The 17957-nt window shown below is 67.9% G+C and carries 13 protein-coding genes; 9 read left to right on the top strand and 4 right to left on the bottom strand.

Annotation, left to right across the window (positions count from 1 at the left end):
• Nucleotides 1-6 precede the first annotated feature (6 nt).
• From AC5P7I_RS08725 to AC5P7I_RS08745, 5 genes are all read left to right on the top strand, one after another.
• Nucleotides 7-1656, top strand: coding sequence for a CsgG/HfaB family protein (locus AC5P7I_RS08725; protein ID WP_041863036.1), 1650 nt, complete (start codon nt 7-9; stop codon nt 1654-1656).
• Nucleotides 1657-1899: 243 nt separating this feature from the next.
• Nucleotides 1900-3549, top strand: a complete 1650-nt coding sequence (locus AC5P7I_RS08730; RefSeq protein ID WP_262088274.1) for a M28 family metallopeptidase — start codon at nt 1900-1902, stop codon at nt 3547-3549.
• Nucleotides 3550-3721: 172 nt separating this feature from the next.
• Nucleotides 3722-4981 (top strand): sensor histidine kinase, encoded by a 1260-nt coding sequence (locus tag AC5P7I_RS08735; RefSeq protein WP_046428597.1) that lies wholly within the window; start codon nt 3722-3724, stop codon nt 4979-4981.
• Nucleotides 4971-5741, top strand: coding sequence for a LytR/AlgR family response regulator transcription factor (locus AC5P7I_RS08740; RefSeq protein WP_014645782.1), 771 nt, complete (start codon nt 4971-4973; stop codon nt 5739-5741). Before AC5P7I_RS08735 ends, AC5P7I_RS08740 begins: the two co-directional genes overlap by 11 nt.
• A gap of 33 nt (nt 5742-5774) precedes the next feature.
• Nucleotides 5775-6119 (top strand): hypothetical protein, encoded by a 345-nt coding sequence (locus AC5P7I_RS08745; RefSeq protein WP_262088273.1) that lies wholly within the window; start codon nt 5775-5777, stop codon nt 6117-6119.
• 39 nt (nt 6120-6158) lie between these two features.
• Here AC5P7I_RS08745 and AC5P7I_RS08750 read toward each other — a convergent pair whose 3' ends face one another.
• The gene (locus AC5P7I_RS08750; RefSeq protein ID WP_495222149.1) at nt 6159-6773 is read right to left on the bottom strand and encodes a hypothetical protein; all 615 of its coding nucleotides are present in this window, start codon (nt 6771-6773) and stop codon (nt 6159-6161) included.
• A gap of 309 nt (nt 6774-7082) precedes the next feature.
• Here AC5P7I_RS08750 and AC5P7I_RS08755 point away from each other — a divergent pair, with 309 nt between their 5' ends.
• Nucleotides 7083-8012, top strand: coding sequence for an oxygenase MpaB family protein (locus AC5P7I_RS08755; protein ID WP_197603046.1), 930 nt, complete (start codon nt 7083-7085; stop codon nt 8010-8012).
• Between the two features lie 77 nt (nt 8013-8089).
• Here the strand turns inward: AC5P7I_RS08755 and AC5P7I_RS08760 are convergent, their stop codons facing one another.
• Nucleotides 8090-8677 (bottom strand): TetR/AcrR family transcriptional regulator, encoded by a 588-nt coding sequence (locus AC5P7I_RS08760; RefSeq protein WP_014645786.1) that lies wholly within the window; start codon nt 8675-8677, stop codon nt 8090-8092.
• Between the two features lie 133 nt (nt 8678-8810).
• On the opposite strand from AC5P7I_RS08760, the gene AC5P7I_RS08765 reads away from it, so the two are divergent.
• Together AC5P7I_RS08765 and AC5P7I_RS08770 are read left to right on the top strand one after the other, a co-directional pair.
• Complete coding sequence (locus tag AC5P7I_RS08765) at nt 8811-10025, top strand: MFS transporter (RefSeq protein WP_495222150.1); 1215 nt, start codon at nt 8811-8813, stop codon at nt 10023-10025.
• Complete coding sequence (locus AC5P7I_RS08770; RefSeq protein WP_262088270.1) at nt 10022-11194, top strand: MFS transporter; 1173 nt, start codon at nt 10022-10024, stop codon at nt 11192-11194. Before AC5P7I_RS08765 ends, AC5P7I_RS08770 begins: the two co-directional genes overlap by 4 nt.
• Nucleotides 11195-11363: 169 nt before the next feature.
• Here the strand turns inward: AC5P7I_RS08770 and AC5P7I_RS08775 are convergent, their stop codons facing one another.
• Nucleotides 11364-13475, bottom strand: a complete 2112-nt coding sequence (locus AC5P7I_RS08775; RefSeq protein ID WP_032959257.1) for a M13 family metallopeptidase — start codon at nt 13473-13475, stop codon at nt 11364-11366.
• A 176-nt stretch (nt 13476-13651) separates the two neighbouring features.
• On the opposite strand from AC5P7I_RS08775, the gene AC5P7I_RS08780 reads away from it, so the two are divergent.
• Entirely contained in the window at nt 13652-16714 is a 3063-nt protein-coding gene (locus tag AC5P7I_RS08780; RefSeq protein ID WP_262088269.1) for a bifunctional diguanylate cyclase/phosphodiesterase, read from the top strand.
• A gap of 282 nt (nt 16715-16996) precedes the next feature.
• Here AC5P7I_RS08780 and AC5P7I_RS08785 read toward each other — a convergent pair whose 3' ends face one another.
• Nucleotides 16997-17878 (bottom strand): LysR family transcriptional regulator, encoded by an 882-nt coding sequence (locus AC5P7I_RS08785; RefSeq protein ID WP_262088268.1) that lies wholly within the window; start codon nt 17876-17878, stop codon nt 16997-16999.
• Nucleotides 17879-17957 lie beyond the last annotated feature (79 nt).

Genomic DNA, 17957 nt, shown 5'->3' on the forward strand with positions numbered 1-17957 from the left:
ATCCCCATGCGTACGACCTCCCGTTTGATCGGCCTGGGCCTGGCTGCCGCGCTGCTTGCAGCCTGTGGCAAGCAGGACACCCCGGCCGAAGCGCCCGCACCTGCCAAGGACAAGGCAACCAGTGCACTGGCCAGCAATGCGCCAGTGGAAGCAGCGCCCCTGCGTGGCACGCCGGATTTCGGCGGCACCACCCAGGTCGCGCGCGAGGCCGACGGCATCGGCAGCACCCCGGAACTGGCGGTGCTGGCGGCGTTGCAGTCGGCGGTGGCGCAGGTCAACGGCGTACGCGTGGCCAGCCAGATGCAGAGCCTGCGTGCAGGCCTGCATGTGGATGTGGATGACGAACACGTCGGCGATATCCGCGCCGACGCGTTCACCCAGCAGATGATCGCCGGCTCGCAGGGCGCGGTGCTGGGCTATGAAATCCTGTCGCAGGACGAAGTGCGGCAGCTGGATGAAGAAACCATCGCGCGCGTGCGCGCCAGCGACGAAGGCTGGAGCTTCAAGGGTTCGGCCTCTGCCAGCGCGTCCGGCGAGGCCACGGCCAAGGGCGGCGGAGCCTCGGCCAGCGTCAAGGAGAGCTACGACGAGAAGGTCAGCGTCGATGCCAAGCGTGGCGCAAGCTCGTTCGATTCGGATGTGACCCACCGCAGCATGCGCAGCTACTGGAAGGTGCGCGTGCGTGCACAGATTGCCCAGTACCGTGCACCGGACGAGCAGGGCAAGCCGAAGATCGTGGTCGCGCTGCCGCGCACCAAGGCCGGCAGCTATGCCGTGGGCGATGGCCGCGTGAGTGCCGATGAAGTGGCCGACGCGATCCGCGCGCGCCTGTCCGACACGCTGACCCAGACCCAGCGCTTCATCGTGCTGGATCGCGAGTTCGGCGACGAACTGCAGGCCGAGATCGACCATATCAACAGCGGCAACGTACGCCTGCAGGACACCGCACGCGTCGGCCAGCAGCTGGCGACCGACCTGATCCTGATCCCGACCATCGAACGCTTCGAGTACCCGCGCAGCGTACGCAACCTGCGCATGTCCGACCGCCAGGTGACCTCGTACTCCGGTGGCGGCCGCATCACCCTGCGCCTGATCAACGCCACCACCGGCCAGGTGGTGATGTCCGACAGCTTCGACCACCAGCTGGCCTCGACCGGCCCGAGCACCCTGCCCCGCGTGGTCAACGGCCGCAACATGGCCGCGGCGATGATGGAATCGCTGTCGGGCCAGATCGGTACCACCATCGTCACCACGCTGTTCCCGGTGTCGGTGGTTTCTGTGGACGGTGACCAGGTGGTGCTGAGCCAGGGTGGCGAAACCCTGCAGGCCGGCCAGCGCTGGCAGGCCGTGCGCCTGGGCGAGGAACTGAAGGACCCGCAGACCGGCCGCTCGCTGGGCCGCAGTGAACACCCGTGCTGCACCATCCGCATCGACCGCGTGGCCGCACAGACCTCGTACGGCACCATCGAAGACGGCGTCGACGCGATGCGCGGCGGTTTCCGCCCGGGCCAGATCGAACTGCGCCAGAAGCTGGGCAGCAAGCCGGCCGCCGCCGCAGGTGCGACTGCCTCGGCCGCTCCCGCCGCCGCCGCACGCCCGGCGGCCAAGCCGAAGCCCAAGCCCGCTGCCGCCCCGGCCGAAGACCCGAACTGGTAACACGCCCAAGCAACACACCGATGGGGTCAGAGCCCTTTTCCGGCGGGAAAAGGATCTGACCCCTTCGTGTTTCCGTGCGTGTCGACCCAGGTCGACACCCACCAACAGCAGTGGGACCCCGCCTACCCTCAGGAAACCGGCTTTTGCTGTTGCTTCGGCTGTTGCCGTTGTTTCGGCAGGTGCAGGGCGCAGCCCTGGCGAATCCCATTACACTCCAGAAGGATTTCCCTGCTGGAGAGAGCAATGAAACGAGTGGTACTGGGCGTGCTGGCCCTGTCGGTGTCGAGCGCACTGATGGCGGCCACCCCGAAATTCGATGGCGCGCGGATCTCCGCCGACGTCAAGGAACTGGCCTCCGACGCCTACGAAGGCCGCTCGCCGGCCACCGCCGGCGAAGAAAAGACCATCGCCTACCTCAGCAGGCAGTTTGCCGACGCCGGCCTGCAGCCGGGCGGCGACCTCAAGGACGGCAAGCGCCTGTGGACCCAGGCCGTGCCGCTGCGCAAGGGCGACATCGTCGGCGCACCGCAGCTGGCGCTGCACCAGGGCGGCAAGACCCTGCCGCTGGAGCAGGGCAAGCAGATCGCCGTGCGCGCCGCCATGAACGGCGCCAGCAGCGTCGACATCAGCAAGGCCCCGCTGGTGTTTCTCGGCTACGGCGTGAAGGCACCGGAGCGCAACTGGGACGACTTCAAGGGCGTGGACCTGAAGGGCAAGATCGCCGTGGTGCTGATCAACGACCCGGACTTCGAAACCGGCCAGGGTGATTTCGACGGCAAGGGCATGACCTATTACGGCCGTTGGACCTACAAGTACGAGGAAGGCGCCCGCCAGGGGGCGCTGGGCGTGCTGATCGTGCACGAGACCGCACCGGCGTCGTATGGCTGGGCCACCGTGGCCGGCTCCAACACCAACACCATGTTCGACGTGGTGCGTGACAACCCGGCAGAAAGCCACCCGCTGCTGGAAGGCTGGATCCAGCGCGACCTTGCCGTGGAGCTGTTCCGCTCGGCCGGGCAGGATTTCGAGGCACTGAAGAAGAAGGCGCAGCAGCGCGACTTCACCCCGGTGGCGCTGACCGGCGCCAGCCTGGACGCGAAGTACGCGGTGAAGACCGAAGTGATCACCTCTCACAACGTGGCCGCGCGCCTGGAAGGCAGCCGCCATCCGGACGAGACCATCATCTACAGCGCGCACTGGGACCACATCGGCGTGGGCGAGCCGGACGCGCGCGGTGACCGCATCTTCAACGGCGCGCTGGACAACGCCAGCGGCACCGCCTCGCTGGTCGAGCTGGCCCGTGGCTTCGCCAAGGAGAAGCGCCCGCAGCGCTCGCTGCTGTTCCTGGCGGTCACCGCCGAGGAAAAGGGCCTGCTGGGTTCTGAGTACTACGCCACCCATCCGCTGTATCCGCTGGAAAAGACCGTGGCCGTGATCAACATGGACGGCATGGCGCCGTTCGGCCCGTCGCGTGACTTCGGCATCTACGGTGCCGCGCGCTTCGAGCTGCTGGACCAGCTGAAGGACGTGGCCAAGGGCTGGGATATCCGCTACACGCCGGACCCGAAGCCGGAAGCGGGCCTGTTCTTCCGCTCCGACCACTTCCCGTTCGCCAAGCGTGGCGTGCCGGCGCTGTCCTGGTCGGCCGGCCAGGACTGGGTGGACGGTGGCGTGGCCGCAGGCAGGAAGGCCTCCGAGGACTACACCGCCAAGCGCTATCACCAGCAGGGCGACGAGTGGCAGCCGGACTGGGTGTTTGCCGGTGCCGCGCGCGACCTGGAAGTGCTGTACACGCTGGGCAACCAGCTGGCCAATTCCCGCGATTGGCCGAACTGGAGCAAGGACGAGGCGTTCCGCGCCGTGCGTGACGCCAGCGCCGACCAGCGCAAGTAACGGCGTCCGGTAGCCGGCCGCTGGCCGGCATTGCCGCCCCCGGAAACGCCGGGCCGTGCCCGGCGTTTCCATAACGGCTTCCATCCCAACTTTCCCGGCCTTCGTCGCAGCCTGCTTGCTTGCCCGGCGGGCCGCCCTATGCTCGGCTCACCCCCTTCCTCAAGGCGCCGCCGTGTTCGCCAGCCTCTCTCTCCTGATCCGCCACCTGCTGGCCTGGGCTGCCGCGCTGGTTGTCGCCGGCATGGTCTGGAGCGGCATCTTCAGTGGCATGAACGATGGCCCGGGCTGGATCTTCGGGCTGCTGGCGATGTTCCTGATCATTTCCGCGCTGGGCAGTGCCATCACCCACATCCGCCGGGTCTGGCTGGTGGCCGGTCGCCTGGATGCCACCACCCTGTCCGGCCGCCAGCGCCGCCAGATCGAACTGCCGATGGACGCCGGCCACGCCTTCTCGGTGGTGGAGGCGGCGATTTCCGAACTACCGCGCGTCGAAGACGTGGAAAGCTCGGCCGGCAGCCTGCAGGTGCGCGCCTATGTGCGCCGGGTCGACCTCTGGAACGGCCGCCAGCCCTCGCGCTGGAACCTGCCGGCGCGGCTGGCGATCAAGCGCAACAGCGTGCTGGCCACGGTCACGCCGGGGCAGGGCACCAGCACCGTGACCCTGCTGTTCGAACCCGATGCCGGCTGGTGGGCCGACCTGCTGGCGCTCGACGAGGGCAGCAACTTCGAGAACGCCGAAGCAGTCACCCGTGCGATCAGCCGCCGCGTCGCCGACCAGCGCCGCGACGAACAGGCTGCGGCCGAACAGACCCAGGTGGAAAAGGAACTGTCGGTGGCACGCTTGAACCTGTTGCATGCGCAGGTGGAACCGCACTTCCTCTACAACACGCTGGCCAACGCGCAGGTACTGACCCGCACCGATCCGGCGCGTGCCGAACAGATGCTCGGCCACCTCATTCAATACCTGCGCAGCTCGTTGCCGCAGGTGGACGAATCGGTATCCACGCTGGGCGTGGAGTTGGACCGCACCCGCGCGTACCTGGAAATCCTGCGCATCCGCATGGGCGCACGCCTGGCGGTGGAAATGCAGGTACCGAACGAACTGCACGGCGTGCACCTGCCGGCGATGGCACTGCAGACGCTGGTGGAGAACGCGATCAAGCATGGCCTGGAACCCAAGCCCGGCGGTGGCACGATCTGGATACTGGCGCGCGGCTTCGATGACCACGTGACCGTGACCGTGGCCGACGATGGGCTGGGCTTCGGCCAGGGCACCAGCGGTACCGGCATCGGCCTGAAGAACCTGCGCGAGCGCCTGCGCCTGACCTGCGGCGAGCAGGCCGGCGTGGCGATCGTTGCCAACTTCCCCAGCGGCGTGGCCGCGACCATGACCCTGCCGCAGTCGCACAAGGAGCGCAGCCATGCCGCTTGAAGCCCTGATCGCCGAAGACGAAGAACTGCTGCGGCAGTCACTGGTGGAGCAGCTGGGCCGGTTGTGGCCGGAGCTGAAGCTGGTGGCCGAGTGCGAGGACGGTGCCAGTGCACTGGAGCAGCTGGCCGAGACGCAGCCGGATATCGCTTTTCTCGACATCCGCATGCCCGGCATCAGCGGCATCGAGGTCGCGCGCTCGCTGTCCGAGCTGAGCCCGCGCACCCAGGTAGTGTTCGTCACCGCCTACGACCAGTACGCCATCGATGCGTTCGAGCAGGGCGCGATGGACTACCTGTTGAAGCCGGTCAGCGACGAGCGCCTGCTGGCCACCCGCGAGCGCATCCTGTCGCGGCTGCCATCAACGCGACAGGACGATGCCGTGCTGGAGCGCCTGCTGCAGCGGCTGGGCCCGTCGCAGGGCGCAGCGGAGCGCCCGCCACTGGCCTGGATCACCGCCAGCAACGGCCGCGAGACGCAGCTGATCATGCTGGAAGATGTGGCCTACTTCCGCGCCGACAACAAGTACACCACCGTGGTCACCGCTGCCGGCGAAAGCCTGCTGCGCACACCGTTGCGTGAACTGCTGGAAGTGCTCGACCCGCAGCACTTCCGCCAGATCCACCGCTCCACCATCGTCAACATGAAGGCGGTGGCAGCGGTGAGCCGCGACGATACCGGGCGCGGCGTGCTGCGCCTGCGCGGGCGCACGGAGACGCTGGTGGTCAGCCAACCGTTCATGAGCCTGTTCCGCGGCATGTAGCCGCGCCGCAGCCTCTGTCACCAGGAGCATTGCATGCGTTTTTTCCTGCTTGTCGGCTTCGCCGCATTGGCGCTTGCCGGTTGCCGGAAGTCCACTGGAACCGCGATCACCCGCACCACCGCCAATGGCGTGGACACGCTGTACAGCAAGCGCACGGTAGTGGACGGCGTGGCGCGTTTCGAGTGCATGGCCAGCCGCAGCGGCCAGTGCCATTACCTGGTGCTGGACCCGGCCTGTCGTCCTGATGCCGCCTGTGCGAAAGCGCCGATACGGTCGTTCGCGTTGGCGGCCGGCACGACCCGGGAGTTCAGGGGCCTGCCGAAGGGCTTCGCCCAGTGCGTCAGCGAGGATCGGAAAGAACAATGCCACCGTGAGTGATCACGGTGGCATTGTGGCTCCCCCCGCTTCCCTGAAGGGTCAGTAGGCAGGCTGTAGTGTCAGGTCGTGGTGGTGCTCGTTCTCGCCCACGTGGTTGAGGCGGCCGACCAGTTCGGAGTGCTGCTTCATGCGCCCGATCTCGGTCATGATGCGGATGTCCTCGTGGCGCAGCTCGCGCTTGGCGGTGACCGCCTGCTTGTAATCGAGCACTTCCGGATAATGCTCGGCCAGGTCCAGTGCCTCGGCCACGTGCTCGACGCTGTCGGCCTTGCAGCTGATGCGTGCGCGACTGTTGAACGCCTTCATCCAGCGCTCGAAACCGGCCTGCTGATCGAACATGTTGGCCATGAACCAGATCACGAACAGGATCGAGACCCACGAGCCGAACACGACTACCACGCGGGTGAACGTGATATGGAAGTCGTCGCGCCAGAGGTAGTTGGCGATCAGGCCAAGAATCAGCAGCGAGGCTGCCTGCCAGCCGATGATCGAGGCGATCAGCCATTGGCACTTGGCCTGGGCCAGCACCGCGACTTCATCGCGGATCTGCTGCTCGCTGAGATTGCGCCAATGCGCGACCTGTTTATCGAACGGGCTGCTGTAGAGCTCGTTGTCGCGAAGCAGAATTCCCAAACCCTTGAACAAAGCAATCATGGCTGGCTCCTTGTGGAACGTGCGTCGATCAGCATTGGACGGTGTGGCGGTTCCATTTCTAGCACTTCCAGCGAGCCGTGCAATGGGCGCAATGCCAAGCTGCGCAAGGGCTTCCCCTGAATCGGTGAATGTTGTTGCATCGCAGCATCGCGGTCGCAGCCTGCGACAGGATGTCGCAGGGTGAAACGTGCTGCGGCTGCACATGGAACCGTGGCTGAGCGCGGAGACTCGCAGCCGCGGTCGTGATCGCCGAGAATCGGAGCCAACCGCGCAAGATGCGACTGTTCTTCCGTCTTTCTTGGACCTGTGATGCCGGCTCTGCTGCAGCGACTCTCCCGCCCCGTCACCGCGCCGATCCGGCGCTGGGTGCTGGAGGCCTTCCCCCGTGGCCAGAGCGGCATCGATTACGACCAGCCGCTGGGTGACCCGGGTTGGTTTGGACCCGACAGCGTGACCTGGCGCCTGCACGCCGAGTTCCCCTCGATGCTGGCCGGTGGCTTGTGCGCGCTGATGCTGCAGACCCTGCATCCGCGCGCGCTGGCCGGGGTCTACGATCACTCCAATTTCCGCCAGGACCTGGTGGGTCGCCTGCGTCGCACCACCGCGTTCGTTGCCGGTACCAGCTATGCGCCCACCGGCGAGGTGGAGGCGCTGGTGGCCAAGGTGCGCCGCATCCATGCACGGATCCGCGGCCAGACCGCACAGGGCGAACCCTACGCCGCCGATGATCCGCAGCTGCTGACCTGGGTGCATGTGACCGAGGCGTTCGGGTTCCTTCAGGGCTTCCGCCGGTACGGACGGGAGGTGCCGGCACACGTCGCCGACCGTTACTACGATGAGTACCGCTGCGTGGCCGAGGCACTGGGTGCGGTGGACGTGCCGCGCAGCGAAGCGGAAGTGGCGGCGTACTTCTGTGCGCGGCAGCCGGAGCTGCGCGTCGACGAGCGCTCGCGCGAGGTGCTGGAGGTGCTGTCCGGCGTGCGCCTGCCGGTACCGGTGCCGGGGCTGTCGCGCGAAGTGTTCCTGGGTGCAGGCGCGGCACTGCTGCCGGACTGGGCCGAAGGCATGCTTGAACGCAGTGGCCGTCAGCGCGCGCAGGCCGCCGCGTCGGCGAAGCTGATGCAGGGCATGGCGCCGCTGTTCCGCCGTGCGTTGCCCGATGGCCTGGCCAGCCGCGCCTGTGCGCGCATGGGCGTGCCGGTGTCGGTGCTGCGCGAGTGGCCCACCGTTCCCCGGTAGGTGCCAACCTTGGTTGGCACGCGTTGCGCGCGGTGCCGCAGGAGCCGCAGTAGATCCACACCATGCGTGGATGGGCCTTACCCCGCCGACTTCAACCCGCGCAACAGCATTTCCAGCGCCGCCGTCGCCTGCCGCAGACGCACGTCGCCATCCTCGCCCTCGGCGATCCAGAACGCGGCCTCGGCCAGGCTGCCATAGATCAGCGACGCCAGCGCCTGCGCATTCACCGGTGCCACCACGCCCTGGGCAACCAGATGTTCGATCAGGTGCTGCATCGAATGCACGCAGTGGCGCTGCGATTCCGGTGAGGCGCCACCGAGCACCGCGCGCGCGTCGCGCAGCACGATGCGCTGGATCTCCGGTTCCAGCGCCATCTCCAGGTACGCGCGGCAACGCTGCACGAAGCCCTCCCAGGCATCGTCGGCGGCATCACTGATCGCCTGCAGGCGCTGGTCGGTCTCGGCATCGAGCTGGGCGACGACAGCCGCCAGCAGACCCTTCTTGTCGCCGAAGTGGTGGTACAGCGCGCCGCGGGTCAGCCCGGCCTGGGCGGTCAGGTCGTCCATCGAGGTGGCGGCATAGCCATGCTCGCTGAACACCCGGCGGGCGGTGGCCAGGAGGGTGGCGCGGGTTTCTTCCATCTCGGCGCGGGTGCGGCGAACCATTCAGAGCTCCTTACATACGCAGTGCATGATTATTTACATACGACGCGTATGAATGTAGCCTCTTATTCATACGCCCTGTATGTATTGTCATGGCGCCCCGTGCGCCAGGCAAGTCGCTGCCTTGGAGAACCTGATGGCCACCCCCTATCGCGACCTGTTCGCGACCCCCGGCACCGCCGGCCTCGCCCTGGCCGGGCTGCTGGCACGCCTGCCGCTGCCGATGACCGGTATCGGCATCATCACCTTGCTGTCCCAGCTGCGCGGCAGCTATGCACTGGCCGGTGCGGTGTCGGCCACCTTCGTGCTGACCTATGCGTTGCTGTCGCCGCAGGTGTCGCGCTGGGTCGACCGGCGCGGGCAGGGCAGGGTACTGCCATGGGCCACTGCGGCCAGTGCGGCCGGTCTGCTGTTGCTGCTCGCGTGCACGCTGCTGGCCGCGCCGGACTGGACGCTGTTCGTTGCGGCGATGCTGGCCGGCTGCATGCCCAGCGTGTCGGCGATGGTGCGAGCGCGCTGGACCGCGACCCATCGCGGACGACCACAGCTGCAGACCGCGTATTCGCTGGAGACCGTGTTCGACGAGGTGACCTTCATCGCCGGGCCACCGTTGTCCGTCGGATTGTCGGTGGCGGTATGGCCACAGGCTGGCGTACTGGCGGCCGCCCTGCCGCTGGTGGCCGGCGTCGCCGCACTGGTGCTGCAGCGGGGCACCGAGCCGCCGATACAGCACTACGAAGGTGCAACATCCTCGCACTCGCTGCTGCGGCAACCGGAGATCCGCCTGCTGGCGTTGCTGATGCTGGCGATGGGCGTGATCGTCGGCACCGTCGACATCACCAGCGTGGCATTGGCCGAGCTGCGCGGACAGCCACTAGCTGCCAGCTGGGTGCTGTCGGCCTACGCGCTGGGCAGCTGCACGGCGGGGCTGCTGTTTGGTGCCCTGAAGCTGCCGATGCCGCTGCCGCGCCTGTTGCTGGCCGGAGCAGCGGCCACCGCATTGACCACGTTGCCGCTGCTGTGGGTCGGCAGTCTGCCGGCACTGGCCGCTGCGGTACTGCTGGCCGGGGTGTTCTTCGCGCCGACGATGATCGTAGCGATGTCGCTGGTTGAACAACGCGTGCCCGAAGCACGCCTGACCGAAGGCATGACGTGGCTGCTGGCCGGCCTCAACATCGGCGTGGCGCTGGGCGCGGCGCTGTCCGGACAGAGCGTCGATGCGGCGGGCGTGCGCAGCGGTTTTGTGGTTGCGCTGGCGGCAGGAGGTGACGTGCTGCTGTTCGCCTTGCTCGTGCAACGTGCGCTGCGCCCGTCTGCCGCGTCCACATCTCCTGAAGGAATCATCCCGTGAGCGCTTCATCGCCTGCGCATGCCGCGTCTGTGCCCCGCCATCCGTGGTGGGCGGTCTCCGCCGTCGGCCTCGCCACGTTCTCGGTGGTGACCACCGAAATGCTGCCGGTCGGCCTGCTGACTCCCATCGCCGAAGATTTCGGCGCGTCCACCGGCACCGCCGGCCTGATGATCTCACTGCCCGCCCTGCTGGCGGCAGTGTTCGCCCCGCTTGCGGTGATCGCAGCCGGTGGCATCGATCGTCGCCGCATCCTGTGTGCGCTGTTGGGCCTGCTGCTGGTCGCCAACCTTGCGTCGGCGCTGGCACCTGGCATCGGCTGGCTGTTGGCCGCGCGTGTGCTGGTGGGGTTCTGCATGGGCGGCATCTGGACCATTGCCGGTGGGCTGGCAGCGCGCCTGGTACCTGCGCAGCGCATCGGTCTGGCCACCTCGATCATCTTCGGAGGCGTGGCCGCAGCTTCGGTGCTCGGCGTTCCGTTGGGCGCGCTGATCGGGGATGCATTGGGCTGGCGCAGCGCGTTCGTGGCGATGACGTTGTTCAGTGCGGCGGTGATGCTGCTGCATCTGCGGGTGGTTCCCGCGTTGCCGGTCAGCACATCGGTGCGCCCGCGTCAGTTCGTGCAGCAGCTTGGCCAGCGCAACCTGCGGCGTGGCCTGTGGCTGACCGGGCTGCTGGTGTCCGGGCACTTCATCGCCTTCACGTACGTGCGGCCGCTGCTGACGTCCGTATCGGGCGTGGATGCGTCGTGGATAGGTGCACTGCTGTTTGGGTACGGCCTGGCTGGCATCGCCGGCAACTTCATCGCCGGGCCGCTGGCTGCGCGCCATCCACGGGGCATGCTGCTGGCGATAGCCTCGGGCCTGCTGCTGACGCCTCTGCTGTTCCTGTGGGTGGGAAATACGCCCTCCGCAGGTATTGCAGTGCTGCTGCTGTGGGGTCTGGCCTATGGCGGTGTATCGGTGGGCCTGATGAGCTGGATGATGAAGGCGGTGCCGCAGGCCGTGGAGATCGCCACCGCGTTGTATGTGGCGGTATTCAACATCGGCATCGCAATGGGTGCGTGGGGTGGTGGCCGCCTGCTGGATGGCGTGGGCCTGCATGCGAATCTGTGGGCTGCGGCGGTGTTGGCTGGGAGTGCCCTGCTGATGGCTGCCATCACCCGCAGGTAGATCCACGCCATGCGTGGATTTCTACCCCGTGCCGACCAAGGTCGGCACCCACCAGAGCAAAGTATGTGCCGACCAAGGTCGGCACCCACCAGAGCGGAGTATGTGCCGACGAAGGTTGGCCGCTACCCGGAAATGAAACGGGCGCCTTGCGGCGCCCGTTCCGGTTACATCACCACACCTTGACCCGCTTGTCCGGGGCCAGGTACAGCTTCTGGCCTTCCTTCACTTCGAACGCCGGGTACCAGGCGTCGATGTTGCGCACGGTCAGCGCGCGGAACTGGCCCGGGGCATGCACATCGGTCAGCAGCGAATTGCGCAGCGCCTGCTCGCGGCTCTTGCTGCGCCACGCCTGGGCGAAGCCGAGGAAGAAGCGCTGGTCCGGGCTGAAGCCTTCCAGGGTCTGGCCCGGCTTGCCCTGCAGCGACAGCTGGTAGGCATCGTAGGCGGTACCCAGGCCAGCCACGTCGGCGATGTTCTCGCCCAGGGTCAGCTTGCCGTTCACGTGCACGCCGGGGAACGGCTCGTAGCTGCTGAACTGCGCGGCCAGCGCATCACCGGCGGCGTTGAACTGCTTCAGGTCCTCGGCGGTCCACCAGTTGTGCAGCTTGCCGGTCTCATCGAACAGCGCGCCGGCGTTGTCGAAGCCGTGGCTGATCTCGTGGCCGATCACCGCACCGATCGCACCGTAGTTCACCGCGTCGTCGGCAGCGCCGTCGAAGAACGGCGGCTGCAGGATCGCGGCCGGGAACACCAGGCGGTTCTCCAGCGGCACGTTCATCGCATTGATGGTCTGCGGCAGCATCGCCCACTCGCTGTGGTCGACCGGCTTGCCCAGCTTGGCGATGTTGCGCTGGTACTCGAACAGCTCGGCGCGCTGTGCATTGCCCAGCGGGTCATCACGGCGGATCTCCAGGCCGGTGTAGTCGCGCCACTTCTCCGGATAGCCCATGCCCACGGTCAGGCCCGTGACCTTGGCCTTGGCATGCGCCTTGGTCTGCGGCGACATCCACGACAGCGCGTCGATGCGCTTGGCGAAAGCAGCGATGATGTTCTTCGCCATCTCGTCCGCACGCTCCTTTGTCCTGGCGTCGAAGTGCTTTTCGACGTAGCGCTTGCCGATCGCTTCGCCGACGGCATGGTTGGCATCGTCCACCGCGCGCTTCCAGCGGTCGCTCTGCTGCGGCGTGCCGCTCAGCGCGGTGCCATGGAAGGCGAACCGGGCATCGGCGAACTTCTTCGGCAGGTAGGCGGCGGCACGGTCCAGCGCGTGGAACGCCAGGTAGTCCTTCCAGGCGTCCAGCGGCTCGGTGGCGACCAGCCTGGACAGGCCGGCCACGGCCTTGGGCTGCCACACGATGAAGTCCTGCTGGTTGCCCAGCGCGGCCGCATCGAGGAAGGCGTTCCAGTCCAGGCCCGGCGCCTTTGCATTGAAGTCGGCCTGGGTCCAGGGGTTGGCGCCCTTGGTCACGTCGTTGGTTTCTTCCTGGGTGGCATGTGCTTGCGCGATCTTCGTTTCCAGCGCGAGGATGCGCTGCGCCTTGCCGGCCGGGTCGGCGACGCCGGCCAGCTGCAGCATCTGTGCGATGTAGGCCTGGTACTGCTTGCGCAGTTCGGCCATGCGGCCATCGCCCAGGTAGAAATCGCGGTCGGGCATGCCCAGGCCGCCCTGCACCAGGTACGGCGCGGTGCGATCCGGCTGCAGCATGTCCACCGACACCCACAGGCCGAACAGGCGGTCGGTGTAGAAGTTGGTGGCGTTGAGCAGGTCGACGTCGGCGCGCAGGTCGCCGCCGAGTGCGCGGGCCAGCCCGGCCTTGTCGGCGATCGCATCGATGGCCTTCAGCTGCGGCTGCACCGGCGCCAGACCGTGCTGCTCGATGCCGGCTTCGTCCATGTAGGCGGCGTAGTAGTCGCCGATCAGCTTGTCGTCGCCGCTGGCCTGGGTGTTGCCGGCGGCCCCTTCCAGGATGGCGCGGGTGTCGGCCAGGGTCTTCTCGGCAATGACATTGAAGCTGCCGAAGCGCGAGCGGTCGGCCGGAATCTCGGTGTTCTTCACCCAGGTGCCGTTGGCGAAGCCGAAGAAGTCGTCGCCGGCGGCGATGCTGCGGTCCATGCCGCTGGCATCGAAGCCGAAACTGCCCAGCATCGGCTTGGCCGCAGCGGGGGCGGCATCGGCCGGCGCGGTGGCACCGACGGCCGGGTCGGCCGGGCGGTCACAGGCGGCCAGGGACAGGCTGGCAACAATGGCCAGCGCCAGGGTGGGACGGCGCAGCTTGGACATGGACTTCTCTTGCAGCGGAAAACCCCAAGTCTAATCCGCTCCGGCGCCACTGGCCGCCCCCCTGCGGGGCTCGCCCTGTGCAGGATCTGGCTGAACGTGCGGATGCGATCTTCACGCCGTCACCGGGGTGGTGCATGCTGGACCCTCGAGCCCTGCGCGGACACGGGGAGGTGGCCATGCAGGATGGGGTCAGGCGTCAAGAATGGCGTCCGCCGGCCGTTGAGGTCGGGGACGTGGAGGATTCGTTCGCGCATGAAGCCAGCCGACTGCACAAGGAACATCAACCGATGCCCGCGCTGAAACGGGCGTTGGCCCGGCCGCTGCGCGCCATCACCTGGGGCGGTGTGCTGCTGGGCGTACTGCTGGTGACCGGTCTGGCCCTCATGCTGGTCAACGACCACCACCGCCGCCTGGAAGCGGCGCAGCGGCAGAGCCGCGCGCTGGCGGTGGGCAGCGAGCGCCTGCTGGCGCTGGAGCTGCGCAACCTGGAGCGGGCCATGACCGGCATCGCCGCCGACGCCGCGGAACTGTTCCGCAGCGTGCCGGCACAGGCGCCGGCCTTGCTGGATGCCTCCATCGGCGGCGTGCTGCGCCGGCACGCCGAACTGCACAGCATCGTGGTGCTCGACAGCTATGGCCGCGCATTGACGGCCGGCAAGGGCGACCTGCAGTTGCCGTTGTGGACCGATCCGCAACGGCGCGGCTCGGGCAGCGCGCTGTACATCGGCCCACCACAGCGCGCCAGCGACGGGGGCTGGGTGGTCCCGCTGGCGCTGCCGATGGCCGATGGGCGCTGGCTGCTGGCACGGCTGCGCTGTGGCGAACTGCAGCGCATCGTCGGCGGCCTGGATGTCGGTCCCAACGGATTGGTCTCGATCAGCGATGCCCAGGGCTACATGCTGGCCCGCGTACCCGATCCGCATGGCACGGTGGGCCGCCGCTATGACCTGCCGCGCCGGGACCTGCTCGGCACGCAGGCAGTGGTCGAGCTGGGCAGCATGCCCGGCGTTGTCGACGGCGTGCCGCGCATCCTCACCATCAGCACGCTCGAACGCAGCCCGCTGGCGGTGCAGGTCGGCCTGGCCGACGAAGATGTACTCGCACCGTGGTGGCCGTACCTGAAGGCGTCGGTGGCGATCGTACTGGCCTACATCGCGGTGTTGCTGGTACTGCTGTACGCCGTGCGCCGCAGCACCCGCAGCCAGCAGGCGATGGCCGAGGAACTGAAGACGGGCCACGCCGAGCTGCGCCTGGCGCACCATGTCGGGCGTGTCTGCACCTGGTACGTGGATGAGGACGCCGCGCTGCTGCGCTGGTCGCCGCTGGCCCGCGAGATCTTTGGGGTACAGACCGACGCCTTGCCGGTCGCGGATTTCTTCGCGCGCGTGCATCGCGATGATGCCGCACGCCTGCAGCAGGCCTTTGACCAGGCCTTCGCCGGCAGCGCTGTGCTCGACCAGGTGTTCCGCCTGGTGCTGCCCGGGGGCGAGGTGCGCTGGGTCGGCGCGCGCGGGCAGCGGGTGGAAGTGGCCGACAGCGAGCGGCGCATGATCGGTGCGCTGACCGACCTGAGCGAACGCTATCAGGCGCGCGAGCAGATGAGCGAAGTGGAACGCCGCTTCCGCCTGCTGTTCGACCGCAATCCTGCACCGTTCTGGGTGTTCGACCCGGATACGCTGCGCTTCATCGAGGTCAACGACGCTGCAGTGCGCCAGTATGGCTACAGCCGCGACGAGTTCCTGGCGATGAGCATCCTCGACATCCGCCCGCGCGAAGGCTGGGACGAAGTGCGTGGTGCCATCCAGCGGGCGCAGGTGGGCGATCCCCCCGACGCGACCGTGCGCCTGCACCGGCGCAAGGACGGCAGTGTGTTCGAGGTGCGCGCACACCTGTCCAAGCTCGACTTCGACGGACAGCCCGCGTGCCTGGTGCTGGCCGAGGATGTCAGCGAGCGGCTGGCCTACGAGCGCGACCTGGCCTACCAGGCACGGCACAACCCGGCCACCGGCCTGCTCAATGTGCGCGCCCTGACCGAACAGCTGGACGAGCAGGAGGAGGGCTACACCATCGCCTTCGTGCAGCTGCGCGGGCTGCAGCTGGTGGCCGATACGCTGGGCCGCGAGATCGGCGATGCGGTGCTGCAGTCGATGGCGACCCGGCTCGGGGGCCTGGGCGCACGCTGTGGCACGCTGGCGTTCCAGCCGGCCGAGGATTTCGTCTTCGCCATCGGTGCCGAGCACGATACCCAGCGCGTGCTGGACGACCTGCTGCAGATCGTGTCGGCGCCGATGCGCGGCAAGGACTCGCTGCACCAGTTCGAGCCGCGCATCGGCGTGGCCGTGCACATCGCTGGTGACGGGCACACGGCCGAGCAGGTGATCGGCATGGCCGCGCAGGCCGCGCATGCGGCGCGCGCCGAGGGCAACGTGGTGGTCTGGTTCGACGCGGCCGTGACCACGCGCCTGGCCGACCGCCTGCGCCTGGCCGGGCGCATCCATGCCGCCATCGACAACGAATTCCAGCTGTATTTCCAGCCGATCCGGCATGCCGGCGATGGCAGCCCGGCAGCGCTGGAGGCACTGCTGCGCTGGCCGCAGGCCGATGGCAGCTTCATCCCGCCCAACGAGTTCATCCAGCTGTGCGAGGACACCGGGTTGATCCTGGCACTGGGCCGCTGGGTGATCCGCGCGGCGGCGAAGGCGCAGCGCCGTCTGGTCGAGGCCGGGTGGGGTGAGTTGCCGATCGCGGTCAACGTGTCGGCGGTTCAGTTCTTCAACAGCGACCTGGTGGCCGAATTCACCCGTGCCCAGCAGGATTTCGGCCTGGCCCGTGGCGCGCTGCACGTGGAGCTGACCGAGAGCAGCCTGATGCGCAAGCCGGCACAGGCGATGCAGACCATGCAGCGCCTGCACGAGCAGGGCATCCGCGTGTCGCTGGATGATTTCGGCACCGGCTATTCCAGCATGTCCTACCTGCAGCACCTGCCGCTGGACATCCTGAAGATCGACCGCAGCTTCGTCGCCGACGTGGAAACCAATCCACGCAATGCCTCGATCTGCCGCGCGCTGCTGTCGCTGGGCCACAGCATGGGCCTGACCATCATCGCTGAAGGCGTGGAGACGCCGGGGCAGCTGGACTGGCTGGCTGCGCATGGCTGTGACCAGGTGCAGGGCTACCTGTTGGGGCGGCCGGCGCCGCTGGAACAGATCATCGACGCGCTGGATGAGGTTCCCGCCTGATCGGGTTTCGTATGTGCCGGCCAGCGGCCGGCACTACCCGACCGAAGCACGACGGGGCTTCGTATGTGCCGGCCAGCGGCCGGCACTACCCGACCGAGGCATGACGGGGTTTCGTATGTGCCGGCCGGCGGCCGGCACTACCCGACCGAAACATGACGGGGTTTCGTATGTGCCGGCCAGCGGCCGGCACTACCCGACCGAAGCATGACGGTAGTGCCGGCCGCTGGCCGGCATTCGCCCAGGACCGGGATGTGTCTGATTGCCGACCAGCGCCAGACTCGGCTACACCCCGGCGTCCACCAGATGGTCGATGAAACTGCGCACCTTCGGTGCCAGGTGGCTGCGGCTGGTATAGACCGCGAAGATGCCGATCGGCGAGGCCTCCCATTCCGGCAGCACGCGCACCAGGCGGCCATCGGCCAGCGCGTCTTCCAGCAGGAAGTCGGGCTGCAGGATGACGCCCATGCCGGCGATCGCCGCTTCACGCAGCACGTCGCCGTTGTTGGCGTGCAGCAGGCTGTTCACCGCTACTTTCACTTCGCCGCCCGGCCCCTGCAGCGGCCAGTGGTCACCGGCGGCCCAGTAGCTGTAGCCCAGGCACGCGTGCGCCTGCAGGTCCTGCGGGGTCTGAGGGGCGCCGCGTGCGGCCAGGTAGGCCGGCGCGGCGCACAGGCTCACCCGCGATTCGCCCAGGCGGCGGGCGATCAGGGTGGGGCCCGGCTCGCGGGTGATGCGGATGGCCACGTCGTAGCCTTCCTCGACCATGTCCACCAGGCGGTCGGACAGGGCCAGGTCCAGTTCCACCTGCGGAAAGCGTTCGCGGTAACTGGCCAGCAGTGGACCGAGGCGGGCGATGCCCCAACTGACCGGTGCATTGATGCGCAGCATGCCGGAGGGCTCCAGCGCCTGCGCGCCGATGCTGGCCTCCAGCGCGTCGAACTCGGCCAGCAGGCGCACGCATTGGGCGTAGTAGGCGGCGCCGGTGCTGGTGGGGCTGACCCGCCGCGTGGTGCGATGGAGCAGGCGGGTGGACAGGCGCTTTTCCAGTGCGGCGACCTGGCGGGTAACGCCGGCGGTGGACATGTCCAGGGCCTGGGCGGCGGCGCTGAAGCCGTTGCGCTCGACCACCACCACGAACACGCGCATCGCCTCAAGGGTGTCCATTGTTGCGCCTTCTGAAATAAATACGGTCAATCGATCGTATTTATCGGTGCGTGAAGGCGCAATAACCTGAGCCCACTCC

Source organism: Stenotrophomonas sp. YJH_SMC_138 (assembly GCF_059369855.1).

What these genes read in the sequence shown, in the direction of transcription:
- AC5P7I_RS08725 (WP_041863036.1), top strand. Translation starts at nt 7, where the DNA reads ATGCGTACGACCTCCCGTTTGATCGGCCTGGGCCTGGCTGCCGCGCTG.
- AC5P7I_RS08730 (WP_262088274.1), top strand. Translation starts at nt 1,900, where the DNA reads ATGAAACGAGTGGTACTGGGCGTGCTGGCCCTGTCGGTGTCGAGCGCA.
- AC5P7I_RS08740 (WP_014645782.1), top strand. Translation starts at nt 4,971, where the DNA reads ATGCCGCTTGAAGCCCTGATCGCCGAAGACGAAGAACTGCTGCGGCAG.
- AC5P7I_RS08745 (WP_262088273.1), top strand. Translation starts at nt 5,775, where the DNA reads ATGCGTTTTTTCCTGCTTGTCGGCTTCGCCGCATTGGCGCTTGCCGGT.
- AC5P7I_RS08750 (WP_495222149.1), bottom strand. Translation starts at nt 6,773, where the DNA reads ATGATTGCTTTGTTCAAGGGTTTGGGAATTCTGCTTCGCGACAACGAG.
- AC5P7I_RS08755 (WP_197603046.1), top strand. Translation starts at nt 7,083, where the DNA reads ATGCCGGCTCTGCTGCAGCGACTCTCCCGCCCCGTCACCGCGCCGATC.
- AC5P7I_RS08760 (WP_014645786.1), bottom strand. Translation starts at nt 8,677, where the DNA reads ATGGTTCGCCGCACCCGCGCCGAGATGGAAGAAACCCGCGCCACCCTC.
- AC5P7I_RS08765 (WP_495222150.1), top strand. Translation starts at nt 8,811, where the DNA reads ATGGCCACCCCCTATCGCGACCTGTTCGCGACCCCCGGCACCGCCGGC.
- AC5P7I_RS08775 (WP_032959257.1), bottom strand. Translation starts at nt 13,475, where the DNA reads ATGTCCAAGCTGCGCCGTCCCACCCTGGCGCTGGCCATTGTTGCCAGC.
- AC5P7I_RS08780 (WP_262088269.1), top strand. Translation starts at nt 13,652, where the DNA reads ATGCAGGATGGGGTCAGGCGTCAAGAATGGCGTCCGCCGGCCGTTGAG.
- AC5P7I_RS08785 (WP_262088268.1), bottom strand. Translation starts at nt 17,878, where the DNA reads ATGGACACCCTTGAGGCGATGCGCGTGTTCGTGGTGGTGGTCGAGCGC.